Raw genomic sequence first — 14,846 nt, forward strand, 5'->3', positions numbered from 1 at the left:
TGATGCCTGTAGGGCAAGCGCTCCGCTTGCCGCGAACGTCCCCTGGTGAGGCAACCGAGGCGGCTCGCCCTACAACCCAGGGTGGTTGGCTGTGGGTTCATGGATACAACGGAAACCGTCCTTTTCCCGTGACCCCCCCTGATGCCCTGTAGGGCAAGCGCTCCGCTTGCCGCGAACGTCCCCTGGTGAGGCAACCGAGGCGGTTGCCCTACAACCCAGGATGGTTGGTTGTGGGTTCACGGATACAACGGGAATCGTCCCTCTCCCGTGATCCTCCCCCTGACGCCCTGTAGGGCAAGCGCTCCGCTTGCCGCGAACGTCCCCTGATGAGGCAACCGAGGCGTCGCCCTACAACCCAGGGTGGTTGGTTGTGGGCTCATGGATACAACAGGAATCGTCCTTTTCACGCGCCCCCCCTTGACGCCCTGTAGGGCAAGCGCTCCGCTTGCCGCGAACGTCTCCTGACTGAGGCAACCGAGGCGGTCGCCCTACAACTCATTCCGTTGGGCGTGGGTTCATGGGCGCAACAAAAAAAGACCTCTACGTGCAATCAGCAACTCCACCGCATGCAAGTTGTCGCGCTCAACTCCCCATCACCCATAACGTCTAACTCATAACTTCCAACGTCCATTCCCCCCCTCACTTCCTCGCCCTCGGCACGGGATCTCCCGCCTTTTCGCGGCCAAAGATCAACGAATTCGGTTTTTCCTCGACCGTGTCCGACAGCGTTTTGAACGCCCTCAACGCGGCGCGCAACTCGTCCAGGGTGCGGCGGAGGTCGCCTTGGACGTTGCCAGCGGGGCCGAGGCTTTCCACGGAGGACCGCAGTTCCTTGAGCGTGGCATTCACCTCAGTGGTCATGTTCTGAGTCGCCTGGGCCGCCAGCAGTTTTTTGGCTTCCTCCACCACGGTCCGGGTTTCGGCGACCGTCTTTGTAACCTCATCCGCCGTGTTGCCGAACTTCTGCAGCGTGTCCTCGATCGGCAGGGCGTTGATCTTGGCGAGGATGGCGTTGACCTTCTCCTCAAGTTGCACGAGTCCGGAGGAGTGGCTGGGCAGGACTTGATATTCGCCCAGGCGGGTGAGTTCCGCGGGAGGCGCATCAGGAATGAAGTCCACGTCCACAAACAGGGCACCGGTGAGCAGGGAACCAGTCCCCAAGCGGGCCCGCAACCCTTCGCGCACTGCCTTGGCAAAGAGGGCATCGCGGTCGGCCCGGGCATCCGCTTCGTTTTGGAGGAGGATGCCGGGATCCACCTCGATCACAACGGGGATCCGTTTGTCGTCGGCGGTGCCGTGTTTGAGGGAAATCTCCACCACCCGGCCAAAGGGAATGCCGCGAAACTCAACGGGGGCACCCTTTTTCAGGCCGCGGATGGACTGGTCAAAGAAGACCAGGCACTTGCGGTCGGGGTTGAAGTCCTGCTGCCGTGTTGACTCCTCGTCCGGGTAGAGCCGGTAGCTTGTGCCGTTGGTGGCCTCCTTGCCGGGGGGCTTGCCCTCCGGCACGGCAAAGCTTGCACCACCAGCCATCATGGCCTGGAGGGAAGGGGTGCGGACACGGAAACCCTCTGCGCCGGCACTGACGTCGATGCCGCTGGTGTTCCAGAAAGCCGTGTTCTCATGCACCAGGCTCGCGTACTGCTCGCGGATGAACACGTCCAGAACCGTGCGGCGCACATTGATGTCGAAACTCCTGCGCTCGATGCGGCCCACTTCAAAGCCGCGGAAGTAGATGGGGGAGCCTGCCACCAGGGATCCGGGGTTGTCCGCCACCAGACTGAGGCGCAGACCCGGCACGCTGCTTTTGGTGACCGGGGGCTGCTCCAGACCGGTGAAATGGTGCACCATGCGGGTGCCGTCACCCGGGTCCAGTTCGATGTAAGAACCTGTGATCAAGGTGCCCAGGCCCGACACATCGGAAGGGGAGACACGGGGCCGCACCACCCAGAAACGGGCACCCTCGCGGAGCAGTTCCTCGTTCTCCGGGTTCACCCGGATGTCCACCACCACAGACTGCAGGTCGGGCGCGAGGTCCACAGATTCCACCACGCCGATGCGCACGGAGCGGCAGCGGATCTCGGTCTTGCCGCTCATGATGCTTTCTGCCGTCTCGAAGCGGACATGCACAAGCACGCCCTTTTCAGAATAATGCTCCCACACCAGCCAGCCCGCCAGGACCAGCGCCACGAGTGGCACCACCCAGACGGTGCTCCAGCGCCGGTTGCGGCGCACCACGGCCTTTGGCTCCGGCGGTGGAGTGTTGTTTCCTTTATCTTCGTTGGGGGCGGTTTCACTCATTGGGGGTCAGGGTGGGGGCGCGTCCGCGAGGTCAGCACGATGCCGGTCCCAGATGAGCCTGGGATCAAAGCTCATGGCGGCAAACATGGTGAGAATGACGACGCCGGAAAAACAAAGGGCGGCAGGGCCGGGGGTGATGGTCATGAGAGCGCCGAAGCGCACGAGGCACACGAGAATGGCCACGACAAAAACGTCCACCATGGACCAGCGTCCGAGCAACTCGGTGATGTAGTAGACCCGCGAGAGGGCACGCGGGGACGCCCAGACCCGACCGGAGGCCGCCAGGCAGAGCCACACGAGGGCCGCCACTTTCAGGATGGGGATGAGCACGCTGGCCGTGAAAATGACAATGGCCACCGGGTAAGCCTTCATCTGCCAGAAGGCCACCACACCGGAGAGGATGGTGTTGGCCTCGCCTCCACCCAGGCCGCTCACGGTCATGATGGGCATGAGATTGGCAGGCACATAGAGGGCACAGGCCGAGAGCAGCAACGCCCAAGTACGCTCCAGACTGTGAGGTTTTCGCAGGTGCAGATGGGTACCGCAGCGGGGGCAGTTCTCCATCTGGATGGGGCTCACTTTCTGGCAGACGTGGCAACTGGCCAGCTCTTGGGAGGCGGCAGGCGGGGGGAGATTCATGTCGGGTTGGCCTCCCCTTTCCGGGTGATTTCCAGCCGATCCCAGAGTTCCAGCTTGTCAATGCCTCCCAGCGCAGCAGCGGTGCACAGCACCAGTCCTCCCAAGGCCCACAGGCCCAGGCCAAAGTCCACCTCTGCCATCTTGCCCAGTTTCAGCAGGCTCACGATGAGTCCCAGGAAGAACACCTCCAGCATGCTCCAGGGCTCCATCCATTGCAGCCAGCGGGTCACCCGCATGGCTCCGGGCAGAGCCACCCCGTGGCGCAGGGGTGCAGCGACATAGAGCATCCCTGCCACCAGAATGAAGGGGGCCACCACGGTGAAGAAGACGACGCCCGCCGCCACCAGCGGATCGTTGTCGCGGATCAGGACATGTGCGGCCTCCATCAGGGTCAGACGGGTGCTGATGCTACCCGAGGTCATCGTCAGGAAGGGGAAAGTGTGCGCCAGCACCATGAAGATGAGCGCTGCGGCCGAGAATCCCGTGGCGTGCGCCAGGGAGTGGGGCCGGTTGCGATAGAGCTTCTCCCCGCACACACAGCAGTAGGCACCGTCTCCCTCGCGCAGGCGTGGGGCGGCCTGCAGGGTATCGCACAGGTGGCAGGCCAGTTGCATCGGGCCTTCCCGGAGCTGCGGCCAGGACAACCAGGGATGGTGGCGCTTCATGAAGGGACAATCTTGGGGGGAGGTGGACAAAGGTCCCTGATCCCGACGGGGATTCAAGGCCCTTGTGAACGGGAATCACCCCGCGTACGTCCGTTCTGGTACGGGTGCCGGTACCTCAGACGGTGCTTTAATTTTCGGTCGCCTCAATCTTCAGTTCTGAGCACTCTGGGTCGCTTTGATCTTCTCCAGTCCTTCGATGGCGAGGACATTGGTGGGATCGATGGCGATTGCCTTTTTGAGGGCATCTGCCGCCTCGTTCAGGCGGTTCAAGCGTAACAGGCTGCGGCCCATCAGGGTCAGGGTATCGCCGTCCCGGGGAAACATGTCGAGCGTCTTTTGGAAGGACATCACGGCTGGCTCATGACGGCCTGCTTCCGCGAGCAATTCGCCCTGCATGCGCCACACGTCGCCGAAGTCCACGGCGATGTTCAGGCACTGCTGGAGCTCGGCCGCCGCACCCAGGCGGTCGCCCTTGTCCTTCAGCTTGTGGGCGGTCTCAAAGTGCTTGATCGCCTTGTCCTTGCTGGCTTTGGCCCGGTGAAGGTACTCTTCGATGGCCTCCCGGTAACCGGGGCCAAAGGAACCCGGCGTGCCACGTTCCTTCTGCTCCTCCTTGAGCGCGGTTTCATACACGCTGATGGCGAGCCGAAGCTGGAGCTCGGTCTCAAGGACCTGACCCAAGTTGATCATCACCAGCGAGAGCGGCGCGTCTGGTTTGTCAGTCTTCAGGTCCAGGGCCCCCTTGAGCACTGTCAGGGCCTCGACGTTGCGGCCATTTTCGTAGAGCACCTTCCCCAGTTCCACGTGAGCCAGGCGGGACTCGGGGTTCTTCACCACCTTCTCGCGGAGGGTATTGAGCTGTTTGTCCAGTTCGGAGAGCTGCTTCTCCTCAGCCGCCATCAGTCCACTGGGGACCGGGAGCAAGGCCAGAAGAAGCGCACACAAGACAGCAACAGGGCGGGGGAGCATCATGGAGTGAGCAACCCTACCGGAACAGGGTGGGGAATGCAATCCTGCACACCAGCGGGGCTGAAAGCCGCTCTTAATTCACGATGCCCCGAAATCCGGGGGGCTTTGGGGATCAATCGCACAAGGTGCTCCCGGCCCGGTCCTGGTCAGTTGCTCTTGAGCTTTGAGAGGAATTTGGCGGGATCCGCCTTGAACTTCTTGAGACAGGATTTGCAGCAGAGTTTGATCTGCTGGCCGTCGTGCGTGAATTCGTAGGGCTTGCCCATGGTGCCCAGCTCATCATCGGAGACGGCGCATGTCTTCAATGGATAGGGCTTGGGATCTGCAGCGGATGCGATTGGCGCAGAGGCCATCAACCAGACGGTCAGGGTGGAGAGAACAAGAAGTGTTTTCATCGTTTTGATTTGTTGCAGGGTGGAGGTGGTTGGCTCCAGCAGGTGACACCCCGCATCTTCAACGTCCCCTCAAAGAAAATGCGACAAAGTTCGGGGGGCGGGGCGCCGGTGTCAGTTTCTCAAATGCGGAGAGAGCCTTTCACGGAGCATCTGGCGGGCGCGGTAGAGGCGCATTTCCACTGCCTTGATGCTCAATCCCAGGACCTCCGCGATCTCCGCGTGGGGCATGGCTTCATAGACCGAGAGCACCAGGGCGGAACGCAAATCCTCAGGCAATTCCAGCACGGCCTGCTGCACCGCGTGAGCCTGCTCTTTGCGCATCGCTGCATTCGCGGGTGTGTCCTGCTCAATCTCTTTGCCCGCGTCTTCCTCTGCACCCATCAGCACCTCGGGGTGCCGGGCATGCCAGCGCGCCTGATTGCGGGCCAGATTCGTGGCGATGTGAAACAGCCAGGTGCTGAACGACTGGCTGCTCCGGTAGCCCTGCCGGTGGCGGTACACGCGGACAAAAGTCTCCTGCGCCAGATCATGGGCGGTGTGCAGGTTTCCGGTCAGCCGGGTGAGATAGGAAATAACGCGAGACCCCCATGCATCCATGAGGTCATTGAGAGCCAGATCATCGCCTGCGGCCAGGCGCTCCATGCATCTGGCATCCCCGGATTCGGCTGGTTGGCTCATGGCGGGCTGCCGGGGGAGTGGCTCCTCATCACGTCATCCACGGAATGCGCTCCGGTCAGCAGCCGGGGGGCCACATCCTGGATGTAGCGCCTGCCCGCCTCCTGCGGCATCAGAGCTGCCACCCGGTAAACATGGGCCAGCATGGTCGCCCGACACTGCGCGTAGGTGGCCTCTGCCTCCTTCAGCGCGGCTTTCACCTCCGGTGTCATGGCGGTGGAGTTGCCCAGCAGTTCTGCCACCCGGGCATTGGCCAGGCGGATCTCTTCACACATCTCCATGCAGCGCGGGTGGTAGGTATCGTGCTCCTGTTTGATGCGTTGGAACTGCGTGTCGGTCAGACCGTACTCCTTCTGGAGCCACTGGAGGCCGGTGCTGCCAGAGACTGCCGGTTTGGGAGTGAGCCCGTTTGACCAGGGTCTCACGAGGAAATAACCTGCCGCCGCCGCCAGGCAGAGCATGCCGAGCAGCAGGAGAAGCCGGGTGCCGGATTTCATGGTCACTTGGCCGCCATCAGGTGGCTGGGATGGAAGGGGTCGATCGACTGCAGATAGGCCTCCCGGGCCATGTTTTCCGCCTGGGAGGGGGGATGGGGTTTCCATGCCGTCAGTCCACCTGCCAGCAGGGCTGCGGCGATGCAGGCGGCGAGAGCAGCCGGATGGGACAGCCATCCGGCCATGCGGTCGAGCCAGGAAGGTGCCGGCTGGGCCCCGGCAGCAATCCTTCCCCAGACTTCCCGGCGGAACTCCGTCGGGGCGGGCGTCTGCACCTGCCATTGGAGCAGCAACTCATCGAGGGGGTCGTCGTGTTTCATGATCCGATACGGGTGCAGACGTGGGGGCGGAAGGCATCCGCCATTGCTTACTTCGCACAGCAGGCGTGACTTGTGCAAGCCATGCCAGCAGGAGCGGCCGGGGCCGCCGGGGTGGCGGGCACCACGGCGATCACCTGGCCTTTGGGGTTGAAGATAACGTTGCTTTTGGGCTGGCCGGCAACGGCACTTCCGGCAAGGGTCAGAAACGCGAGGAACAGGGCAGTTTTCATGGTGATGTTGTATTTGGTTCAGTGCGACGATGGATGGTTGAAACATCGTGTCAGGGAGTGACACCCCGGCCAACCAGGGTCCCCTCAAACTTTCTGCGAAATCTGCTGGGGAATTTGACCCTCGACAGGATCCTCGGAATCCGAGTACACTCGACTTTCACCGGAACGCAGGGAATGACCTCTGTGACCGGAGGGCGGTTGCCCGATCACTCCATCTGCCAAAACGATGAAAACTCTGCTCACTGTGCTCTCCGCTGCGGCCATAATGTCCACCCTTTCCTTTGGGGCGGAGTCGAAATACAAAGAAGGCGGTTGCTGTGACAAAGCGGCCAAGAAAGGTGAAAAATGCGCGCACCCCTGCTGTGTGGAAGCCGAGAAGGCGGGCAAGGTGTGTGAGAAGTGCAACAAGAAGTAGCCACCGGCATTTGGGCTGGGATTTGACGCTCACACTTTCAGGGGCCGGATTCGCTGCGCGATCCGGCCTTTTTCATTTCGTTCAGGCAGGGGTTATGGCACAGGCTCCGGCTCGGATTCCAGGAAGGTCCGGTGCAGGCGGCGCACGGCTTCATCCACCACGGCCACCGGCACCAGCCAGGTGATGCGGAACCGGGAGGTGGCCATGCCCAGGATGGCGTGCCCCTCCAGCGCGGCGGAGCCAGCTCTCAGGTTCTTGTAGGTCTCGTTGATCCCGGTGCCAATCACGCTCACGGCCCCGACACCGTCGGTGATCGTGGCCGCTCCGCTGAAGCGTTGCTCCAGGAGGGCTCGCACCCGCGTTTCATCGTGGAAGTTCTCACGCGAGATGACCAGGCTCAGACAGTCCGCTCCGGCTCCGTCCCGGGAGGACACGTGCAGTTGCTTTCCTTGAACCGACCAGGAGTCCAGGAACTCGAGCACGGCATCCACATTGCCCGTCGCCTGCAAGACGAGGAGGTCTTTCTCACTGGCCACACCCACGACGCGGCCGGGCACCTGCGGTCCGAACTTGCGCACCACTGTGCTATCCGTGGGTACGTCGTGGCCGGGCGGAGCTTGTGCGGTGGCGCGGGCGTAGATGGCAATGCCCTTCTCCTTGGCAAATTCCACGGCCTGGGCATTGAGCACCTTGGCCCCGGCCTCCGCCATCTCCTGCATTTCCTCGTAGGACAACTCGGGAATGAGACGTGCCTGCGACACCACCCGTGGGTCGGTGGAGTACACTCCCTTCACATCCGAGCAGATCTCGCACCACTCGGCTTCCAGCGCAGCGGCCAGGGCCACCGCCGTGGTATCGCTGCCACCCCGTCCCAGCGTGGTCACTTCTTTGCGATAGGACACTCCCTGGTATCCCGCGACAATGACGATGCGTCCGCGTGCGAGCTCGTCCTGCACGCGGAAGGGCCGCACCTCAATGATGCGTGCGTCGATGTGGCGGTCGTTTGTGATGATGCCGGCCTGGCTGCCGGTGAAGCTGATGGCATCGCCTCCCAGTTCCCGGATGGCCATGCAGAGCAGGGACATGGAGATGCGCTCCCCGACAGAGAGCAGCATGTCCAGTTCCCGCCGCTCCGGATTGTGAGATACCTTCCGGGCCAGCTCCAGCAGATGGTCGGTGGTGTCTCCCATCGCGGAAACAACCACCGCGACCTGATGGCCCTCTCGCTGGGTGGCCATGATCCGCTCCGCCACCTTCTGGATTTTTTCCGGATCCGCGACACTGCTGCCGCCATATTTTTGCACGACGATCGCCATGCGGGGAGGATACGCCCGGCTTATGGCCGGGGTAAAGCTCCATCACGTGACAGATGCGCCCTGGCTCTTCCAGATCTCAGTTGTGATGACTCCGCAGACTGGCTCACGACCCCAGAAGTTGGAGGGGGCAGGGAACCTGGCGGGAAGAAAACCAAGCCGTTCCATCAGCCGCACAGCGTGGACATTCCTGCGCTGCGTGCCGCACAACACCCGGGGCAACCGAAGTTCATTGAGCGCGAAGTCGAGCAGCCTTCGACAGGCTTCCGTCATGTAACCGTTTCCCCAGTACTCCAGGCCCATCTGGTAAAACAAAGTCGGCTCCAGGGTGGCTCCGGCCTGGGGCTTCTCCTGCTCCCAGCCTCCCGGCACAGTGAGCGGGCAGATGCCGGCGGCACCGATGACGAGTCCGTCTTCCTTGCGCACGACCGAGCGGCCAAACAGACCAGACCGGCCGGAGGCCATGTCTGGCTCCATGGCGTGGCGCAGGGTCCACATGCGCCGCTCTTCCGGCTTGCAGGGCAGGCCGGGATCGAACTCCCACACCTTGGGTTCGCCGTCGAAGATCTCGTGAAACCTCGGCGCATCCTGCTCGGTCATGGCGCGCAGGACCAGGCGTTCGGTTTCCAACGGGTGGGGATAAGGGAAATACTCCATGGGGGCGGCCGCGCTTGAGTGCCTGTCTCTTATGAACGTTACAGCGCTGAGATGTCTTGGTGAAGTTGTTCCACCACACCCATGATGTCTTCCAGGCCCGGTTCGTCATCGGTGCGGATTCTTCCCATGAATCCATTCAGGGCTTCCCGCAGTTCCCTGGCGCTGGCTTCCAGTGCCTCTTTACGCTGTTCGTGACTTTCCAGGACGGCGTCTGGGTCCGGGTCGTCACCGAAGAGGTTCAGCTCGGGCTCAACGGATTGAGCCATCAGCTCATTGTAGCGGGTGAGCGCGGCGGTCAGGCGGGTGTGTTCTCTGGGGGCGGGTTCGTCCGTGAAGGTGGTTTCACCCCAGGTCTGGAGGTCCTCCCCGAGTTTGCCAAGTCGGCCAGAGAGGTCCTCATCCTCGATCGGGTGGGGGTGGTAGGTCAGATCGAACTGACTGAGAGGGACCATTTCTGGTTCGCTCGTCAGCATCGGTCCCGGCGGCAGGCTCTGACGGCCCACGCTGGTCAGTGTGGGGGGCTCGTCCCGCTGCACTTCAATTTCCGGCTCTGGCTCCGGTTCAGGTTCCGGTTCTGAGATCAGATTGTCTGTGCTGAACACCACTTCGTTGCCGAACCGCACCTGCGGATCAGGATAGTTTTCATGCAGTTTGTTGATGAAAACCTTGAGTTTGTCCATCACCTCTTCTGTCAGCTCCGGTGCGCCATCGTAGGCGCCGGCCAGCACCCGGTTGGCGTTTTCATGCATCACGCGGATGCCGCCCTCGCGTGTGAATGGACCATTGCGTTCCATTTCCGCACGGGCTTCAGGAGGCAGGTAGCGCATGATTTCGCGGTACTCATGCTTCACTGCGGGCGGCAGGTGTTCCGTGAAGGACTGCTCCCCCGGCTTGACGGTACCTTTGAAGACATGCTTCATGGTGGCACCCAGATCGTGGCGGTTGCTCTGCCGGCTGGGACCATCGGGGTCGGAAACCTTGGGCCTGGAGTAGAATTTACCGTTCCGCTCCATTTTCAGAATGATGCGGCCTTCCGGCATGGTCTCACTCTGTGGGACGCTGAAGTAGTGCAGCGTCTTCATGTGGTGGGGCAGGAGCTGGTCTTTCTTCTTGGCGCTGCCGTAGGCATCAATGCCGCGGTGGCCTTCGTCAGGCGCCAATGAGGAGCTGCGCTGATACGCCTCCGGACAGGAATCGAGGAACTTACGAAGCTTCCCATCGGGGTCGGGCAGGTTGAAGGTTCCATCTTTGAAGCAGCTGCCCTGCTGGTCCTCACCCCGCACCTGGAGGAAGAACATGAGATTGGTGACATCGTCGACGGTGCAACCGTCGGTGCGGGTGCCATTCATGACAGACTCATAGACCTTGTGACCCGCATTGATCTTATCCTGAAGCTGGGCCTGCACCTCATCATGGGTCATGCCTTTGGGAATCTTCTTGGGGCCGATGTGACCGTCCACTTCCACCTTGCGCCCATGGGTTCCCGGGAGGGTGAAGTTGTAGGGCTCCCGTGCCATCCCGCGGGACTCCATGTACTTCTGCAAGGCGGGGGCGCCGAGGAGCACAATGTTGGCGCAGATCTCCGGGATGGCAGCCAGGATGCGGAGCAGAATGTGGGGCTTCTTCTGGGTCTCAAGCTGCGTAGGGCGGCTGATCTCCTGGGAGCCCTGGGTTCTAGCGGTGCCAGACCCTGTGGGAATGGTGCCACCATCATGGTCGTCCCGCCGCACCAGGCCCGGTGGCCGGTCCTGCGTGGTGATGGAGATCTCTGGCCCCTGCGGTGGGACACGGGAGATGTCGATGGACGGGCTCGTCCTGACAGTGGAGGTATGATCCATGGCGGTGGGAGGGAACGGTATGACTGACTACCCCATACATCCGCCCAAAGACCCGTCGGAGTTACACACGCAGCATCGGAAAACTCGCGGACTCCGGCGTGGGGGTATCCTCCCAAGGCTCTGCCAGCGTGGGCAGTTCCCGGCGCCAGTGGGCCACCACATCGGCCAGTTTTTCCACGATGCCTTTAATTTGGGACGGTGGGTCCAGCGGCAGGGGCACCAAGTAGTTCAGGCACAGGAATCCGGTATTTTCATCAAACCCAAAGGTGCCGCCCTCCGTTCGGTTCCAGCAGTAGTTGCCAGCCATGAGTTCCATGAGCACTTCCTGGCGTTCCGGCCCGGCGGGCAGCGGCGCGATCGGCAGGTTGATGATGAGACTGTGGGTGGACTCCTCCAGATAGAACATGAACATCAGGTTCTGCTCCAGAGCGATGATGCACTCGTTCCCTTCGTCCAGATTGAAGGCTGAACCTCCTGTCAGGCCAAGAGTGGCTGAGACAGAGGCGAGCATCTGGTTCACATGTTCGTGCAGGTCCATGAGACGACAGTCGGGAAGGGGGAAATGAGATGGGGAGGTCAGACCCGGATGAAACCGGTGGCGTCCATGGGCTCATCGCCCGTGGGGGAGGCGAGGGCATTCTGGCCCAGAGTTTCCAGTTCCACAATCCAGCGGTGTGATTCGCGGGCGAACCGGGCGAGGAGGCGGGAGAAGCTGTCCACGGTGACTCCGGCCAGGGGGACCATCCCACAGAGGAAAAACTGACCCTCGCTCGGCACGAGTGCCAGAGTCATGCCGCCCGTTTCCCGGCCATAGTGATTGGCCTGGAGCAGGCGCCGGAAGTAGGTGCCTTCCTGCTCTCCTTCGGGCGGCAGCGGGCCTAGGTGGCTGAGAAGGTGGGCCTCCTCCTCGCCATCGCCTTCCTCCACATCCACAGGAAGGGCTCCGTCAAAGACCAACCGGCAGCTTCCCTCCTCCAGCTTCAGCTGGGGAAGGCCAATGGCGGCACCAAGTTGTTTGAGCAGTTCTTCGAGCTTCATGGGCGGGAGTTCCGTCGCAATTTACCTCGCACTGGGCGCTGCGCCAGCACGATCGATTTCTCCAGACTCCACCATTCGCCGCCAGGCTTCCAGATAGTTCACGAAGGTTTCCACATGGTTGCTGAATTCCGAGAATTCCATGGGTGTCACATGAAGCCGTCGCCCCAGGTGAATCTCGGTGTCATCCGACGCCAGGGAGAACGTGGCCCCCCCTGTGCCCTGACCCAAAAAGTGCGCATGGAGCAACTGCTTGAGGAAGGCCGGGGCCACGTCCGGCCCCACCTCGCACACCCGGCCTGTCAGATGCAGCCAGCCCTCTTCGTTTTCATCGGCCAGGAAGTCCACCTCCAGGCTGTCGTCAAAGATGATCCGGGCCGCACCGTCTTCGTTCAGCCCCACTGGGCCCAATCCCAGCAAGTGGCCCAGTTCAGCGATGGCGTCGGGAATGTTCATCAGTTCAAAAACAGAAAGTTGGGGATCAAGCCGAAGACGCGGCCAAAGTCAAACTCCACCGTCCTGATGGGGGTCAATTGATCTGGTGCCGACTCTCTAATCTCCAATCTTGTCGGACAGAGCTTTGAGTTTGGCGGGATCCGGGTTTTCTTCCGAGAGCTCGCGGATGATGGCGTAGGCCTCATCGCCACCCACAAACGGCTCGTCGAAGACCGGATTGCGAAGCAGGTCGGTGATGGAAGGGCGTTTGGTCGGGTCGGGATTGAGCATCTGGTTGAACAGCCGGTCCATGGCCGTTACTGCCTTGCCCGTGGAGTCTCCGTCCTCGTCCCTGCCCAGCTCTCCGATGGTGTTTCCAACATCGCTGCCATGTTCCACGATCAACCGCTGCTCTTCTGACAAGAAGTCCTGGTAAAACGGAGATGTGCCGTGGAAGAGGCGGTAGGCGGAGATGCCAATGGCCCAAGTGTCTGCCTTGTTGGTGACGATGGTCCCACCCAGCATGTCGAGCTTGAGCTGGGTGGTGGCATCGATGTCTGCCTTGGCCTGATCAAACAGTTGTTTCCGCAGTTCGGGATCGTCCGGGTGTTGGAGACGGATGAGCTCCGCCTCTGCGTTTTTCTGGTTTTTGGCGGCAGTGGTGATGGCGGCCCGCTGCTCTTCCTGCGTGATGATTTCGGGGGCCTTCCAGGTGGGGTTGTCCACCAGCCTCCTCTCCAGGATCTGACGATCTCCGCTCCGGGCGAAGCCAAAGTCTCCCAGCTTCATCATGCCGTCCAGACCGACGAAGAAGTTGGGCTCCTTCACATCCAGGTGGGTCATTCCGCGGACCTCCTGGAAATGCTGCATGCCGCGCAGCATGTCCTTGAAAATGGTCAGGCGGACGGCGTTGGCGGCCACCGGGGTGAGCCGTCCCTCCGCCACAGCCTTGTCCAGATTCGCCATCATCGCGTACCCGTCGGTTTTGGCGAGCTCCATGGCGATGAGCACGCCGCCTTCCGCGGTGCGGATGACCCCCTTCATGGCGGTGACGTTCTCATGGCCCTGCGGACCCATCGCCGACTGGTGGGCGCGCACTTCGGCCGCCGCCTCTTCCAGGCTGCCAGACTTGAAGGACTTCACCGCGATGCGATCCACCACGGTGGTCTTTTCGCCGGTCGTGGGATCCGTCACCTCTTGCTTGTGCTCATACAGGTGAACGTCGCCAAAGCCACCCTCACCCAGTTTGTCGGCTTTCGTGTACTCCTTGCCACCGATGGTGATCTTGTCTGGCGCCGTCTGCCGGTCTGGGAGCTGGTCGAGCATCGCGCTGTAAACTCCGTCCAGCAACGCAAGCGCTTCGGGGGACGCGTCCCGGTAGTTTCCGGCGAGCTTCACGCCGCCCGGGTTCGAGTCCACCAGGGCCTTGTAGAGTTCTTCCTTGAACTTGGCCCCGTCGCTGATGGCGAAGGCCCTCTCACTGAGCTGACCCTGGGAGGAGATGTCCTTCATCAGCTCACTCGCCATGTCATCGGTCAGAGTCTTGATGGCCGCGCTGTCTCCTGAAACCAGGGCGGTCTCCACCTTGGGACCCATGCCGATGAACTCCGGGGAGGCCTTGAATGCCGTGGACAGGGAGGAGACGCCCGGCTCCTGGAGCATGAGCGGCTCCTGCCGCACCACGCCCCGGGGATGAGCATCGATCGAGTCCATCCGGTCGCTGTAATCCTCGAACTCGTTTTTGGCCCACTGGGGCACGCCCTGATCCTTCGGCGGGGTGACGTGTGTCAGGGTGGTGCGGTCAAATGACTGGATCTCGTCACGAAGGCTGCCCCCTGACAAGGCCCTGTCTTCCACCAGCTCTCCAACGATCACATCCACACGGTGGCTGTCGTGATCCAGTTTGGCCTGTGCGTCTTGTCCCTCCTGCTTGATGCCAGCCTCAAGGGCCTTGATCTCGAGTTCGGCGAACTTCACCAGCTTGTCCACACTCTCGCTTTTGGCGCCGCCAGGAGAGTGTGCCTCGAGCTGCGTACGGAGGTTCTTCACCGCCGCCAGTTGTTCCGTCAGGCTTCCTCCGCCGATCAGGACCGCCTGATACTCGTCGGCCAGACGCAGGGCCTCCTTGTAGTGGCTGCCCACGGCGTCCGGCGCGAGTTTGTCTGAGATCTTGTGCATCAGGTGCACTACCCCGTCCTTCAGATTGGCAAACTTGGTGGGTTCTCCGAGCACCAGTTTCAATCCCGCCGAACTCAGCACGCTGCCCGAGTCCAGACCGCTCAACGATTGCGCGATCTCCTTCTGCGCAGCCCGGGATTTTTCAGAAGTGCGCAGGTGGACGATGGGCTCCTCCTGCTTTGAGGGTGTGGGTGCCAAACCCTGGGTGCCTTGAGTGGTCTGGGTGGAGGAAAGGCCGGTGAGGTTCATGATCGGGTGGGCAAAAGCGTTGAAGGTCGGCAAAGGGA

At 61.8% G+C, this 14,846-nt stretch carries 17 protein-coding genes; 1 reads left to right on the forward strand and 16 read right to left on the reverse strand.

Annotated elements, in window-relative coordinates; translation table 11 throughout:
* Window positions 1-639: 639 nt before the first annotated feature.
* The 9 genes from pqiB to BV034_RS01800 form a co-directional block, all read right to left on the reverse strand.
* Window positions 640-2,301: an intermembrane transport protein PqiB gene (pqiB, locus tag BV034_RS01760; RefSeq protein ID WP_050023519.1), complete on the reverse strand. Its 1,662-nt coding sequence runs from the start codon at window positions 2,299-2,301 to the stop codon at window positions 640-642.
* A gap of 6 nt (window positions 2,302-2,307) precedes the next feature.
* A complete protein-coding gene (locus BV034_RS01765) occupies window positions 2,308-2,940 on the reverse strand; it encodes a paraquat-inducible protein A (protein ID WP_050023521.1) in 633 nt (210 codons plus the stop codon).
* A complete protein-coding gene (locus BV034_RS01770; RefSeq protein WP_050023523.1) occupies window positions 2,937-3,605 on the reverse strand; it encodes a paraquat-inducible protein A in 669 nt (222 codons plus the stop codon). Before BV034_RS01770 ends, BV034_RS01765 begins: the two co-directional genes overlap by 4 nt.
* A 150-nt stretch (window positions 3,606-3,755) precedes the next feature.
* Entirely contained in the window at window positions 3,756-4,577 is an 822-nt protein-coding gene (locus tag BV034_RS01775; protein WP_050023525.1) for a tetratricopeptide repeat protein, read from the reverse strand.
* 143 nt (window positions 4,578-4,720) lie between these two features.
* Window positions 4,721-4,969 (reverse strand): hypothetical protein, encoded by a 249-nt coding sequence (locus tag BV034_RS01780; protein WP_050023526.1) that lies wholly within the window; start codon window positions 4,967-4,969, stop codon window positions 4,721-4,723.
* Between the two features lie 111 nt (window positions 4,970-5,080).
* Window positions 5,081-5,647, reverse strand: coding sequence for a sigma-70 family RNA polymerase sigma factor (locus BV034_RS01785; protein ID WP_050023527.1), 567 nt, complete (start codon window positions 5,645-5,647; stop codon window positions 5,081-5,083).
* The gene (locus BV034_RS35540) at window positions 5,644-6,141 is read right to left on the reverse strand and encodes a periplasmic heavy metal sensor (protein ID WP_050023529.1); all 498 of its coding nucleotides are present in this window, start codon (window positions 6,139-6,141) and stop codon (window positions 5,644-5,646) included. Before BV034_RS35540 ends, BV034_RS01785 begins: the two co-directional genes overlap by 4 nt.
* A gap of 2 nt (window positions 6,142-6,143) precedes the next feature.
* On the reverse strand, window positions 6,144-6,458 hold the full coding sequence (locus tag BV034_RS35545) for a hypothetical protein (RefSeq protein ID WP_050023530.1): 315 nt from the start codon (window positions 6,456-6,458) through the stop codon (window positions 6,144-6,146).
* Window positions 6,459-6,505: 47 nt separating this feature from the next.
* Window positions 6,506-6,688, reverse strand: a complete 183-nt coding sequence (locus tag BV034_RS01800; protein WP_050023532.1) for a hypothetical protein — start codon at window positions 6,686-6,688, stop codon at window positions 6,506-6,508.
* A 226-nt stretch (window positions 6,689-6,914) separates the two neighbouring features.
* On the opposite strand from BV034_RS01800, the gene BV034_RS01805 reads away from it, so the two are divergent.
* Entirely contained in the window at window positions 6,915-7,103 is a 189-nt protein-coding gene (locus tag BV034_RS01805; RefSeq protein ID WP_050023534.1) for a hypothetical protein, read from the forward strand.
* Between the two features lie 92 nt (window positions 7,104-7,195).
* Here the strand turns inward: BV034_RS01805 and BV034_RS01810 are convergent, their stop codons facing one another.
* From BV034_RS01810 to BV034_RS01840, 7 genes are all read right to left on the reverse strand, one after another.
* Window positions 7,196-8,419 (reverse strand): aspartate kinase, encoded by a 1,224-nt coding sequence (locus BV034_RS01810; protein ID WP_050023536.1) that lies wholly within the window; start codon window positions 8,417-8,419, stop codon window positions 7,196-7,198.
* A 42-nt stretch (window positions 8,420-8,461) separates the two neighbouring features.
* The gene (locus BV034_RS01815; protein ID WP_050023537.1) at window positions 8,462-9,073 is read right to left on the reverse strand and encodes a GNAT family N-acetyltransferase; all 612 of its coding nucleotides are present in this window, start codon (window positions 9,071-9,073) and stop codon (window positions 8,462-8,464) included.
* 38 nt (window positions 9,074-9,111) lie between these two features.
* Entirely contained in the window at window positions 9,112-10,911 is a 1,800-nt protein-coding gene (locus BV034_RS01820; protein ID WP_050023539.1) for a hypothetical protein, read from the reverse strand.
* A 61-nt stretch (window positions 10,912-10,972) separates the two neighbouring features.
* Window positions 10,973-11,449, reverse strand: coding sequence for a type III secretion system chaperone (locus tag BV034_RS01825; RefSeq protein ID WP_050023541.1), 477 nt, complete (start codon window positions 11,447-11,449; stop codon window positions 10,973-10,975).
* A gap of 38 nt (window positions 11,450-11,487) precedes the next feature.
* Window positions 11,488-11,949 (reverse strand): type III secretion system chaperone, encoded by a 462-nt coding sequence (locus BV034_RS01830; protein WP_050023543.1) that lies wholly within the window; start codon window positions 11,947-11,949, stop codon window positions 11,488-11,490.
* Window positions 11,950-11,970: 21 nt separating this feature from the next.
* Window positions 11,971-12,402, reverse strand: coding sequence for a type III secretion system chaperone (locus BV034_RS01835; protein WP_050023545.1), 432 nt, complete (start codon window positions 12,400-12,402; stop codon window positions 11,971-11,973).
* Window positions 12,403-12,498: 96 nt separating this feature from the next.
* The gene (locus tag BV034_RS01840) at window positions 12,499-14,808 is read right to left on the reverse strand and encodes a protein kinase (RefSeq protein WP_265592517.1); all 2,310 of its coding nucleotides are present in this window, start codon (window positions 14,806-14,808) and stop codon (window positions 12,499-12,501) included.
* Window positions 14,809-14,846 lie beyond the last annotated feature (38 nt).

This window comes from Verrucomicrobium sp. BvORR034, assembly GCF_000739635.1.
Lineage (GTDB): Bacteria > Verrucomicrobiota > Verrucomicrobiia > Verrucomicrobiales > Verrucomicrobiaceae > Verrucomicrobium.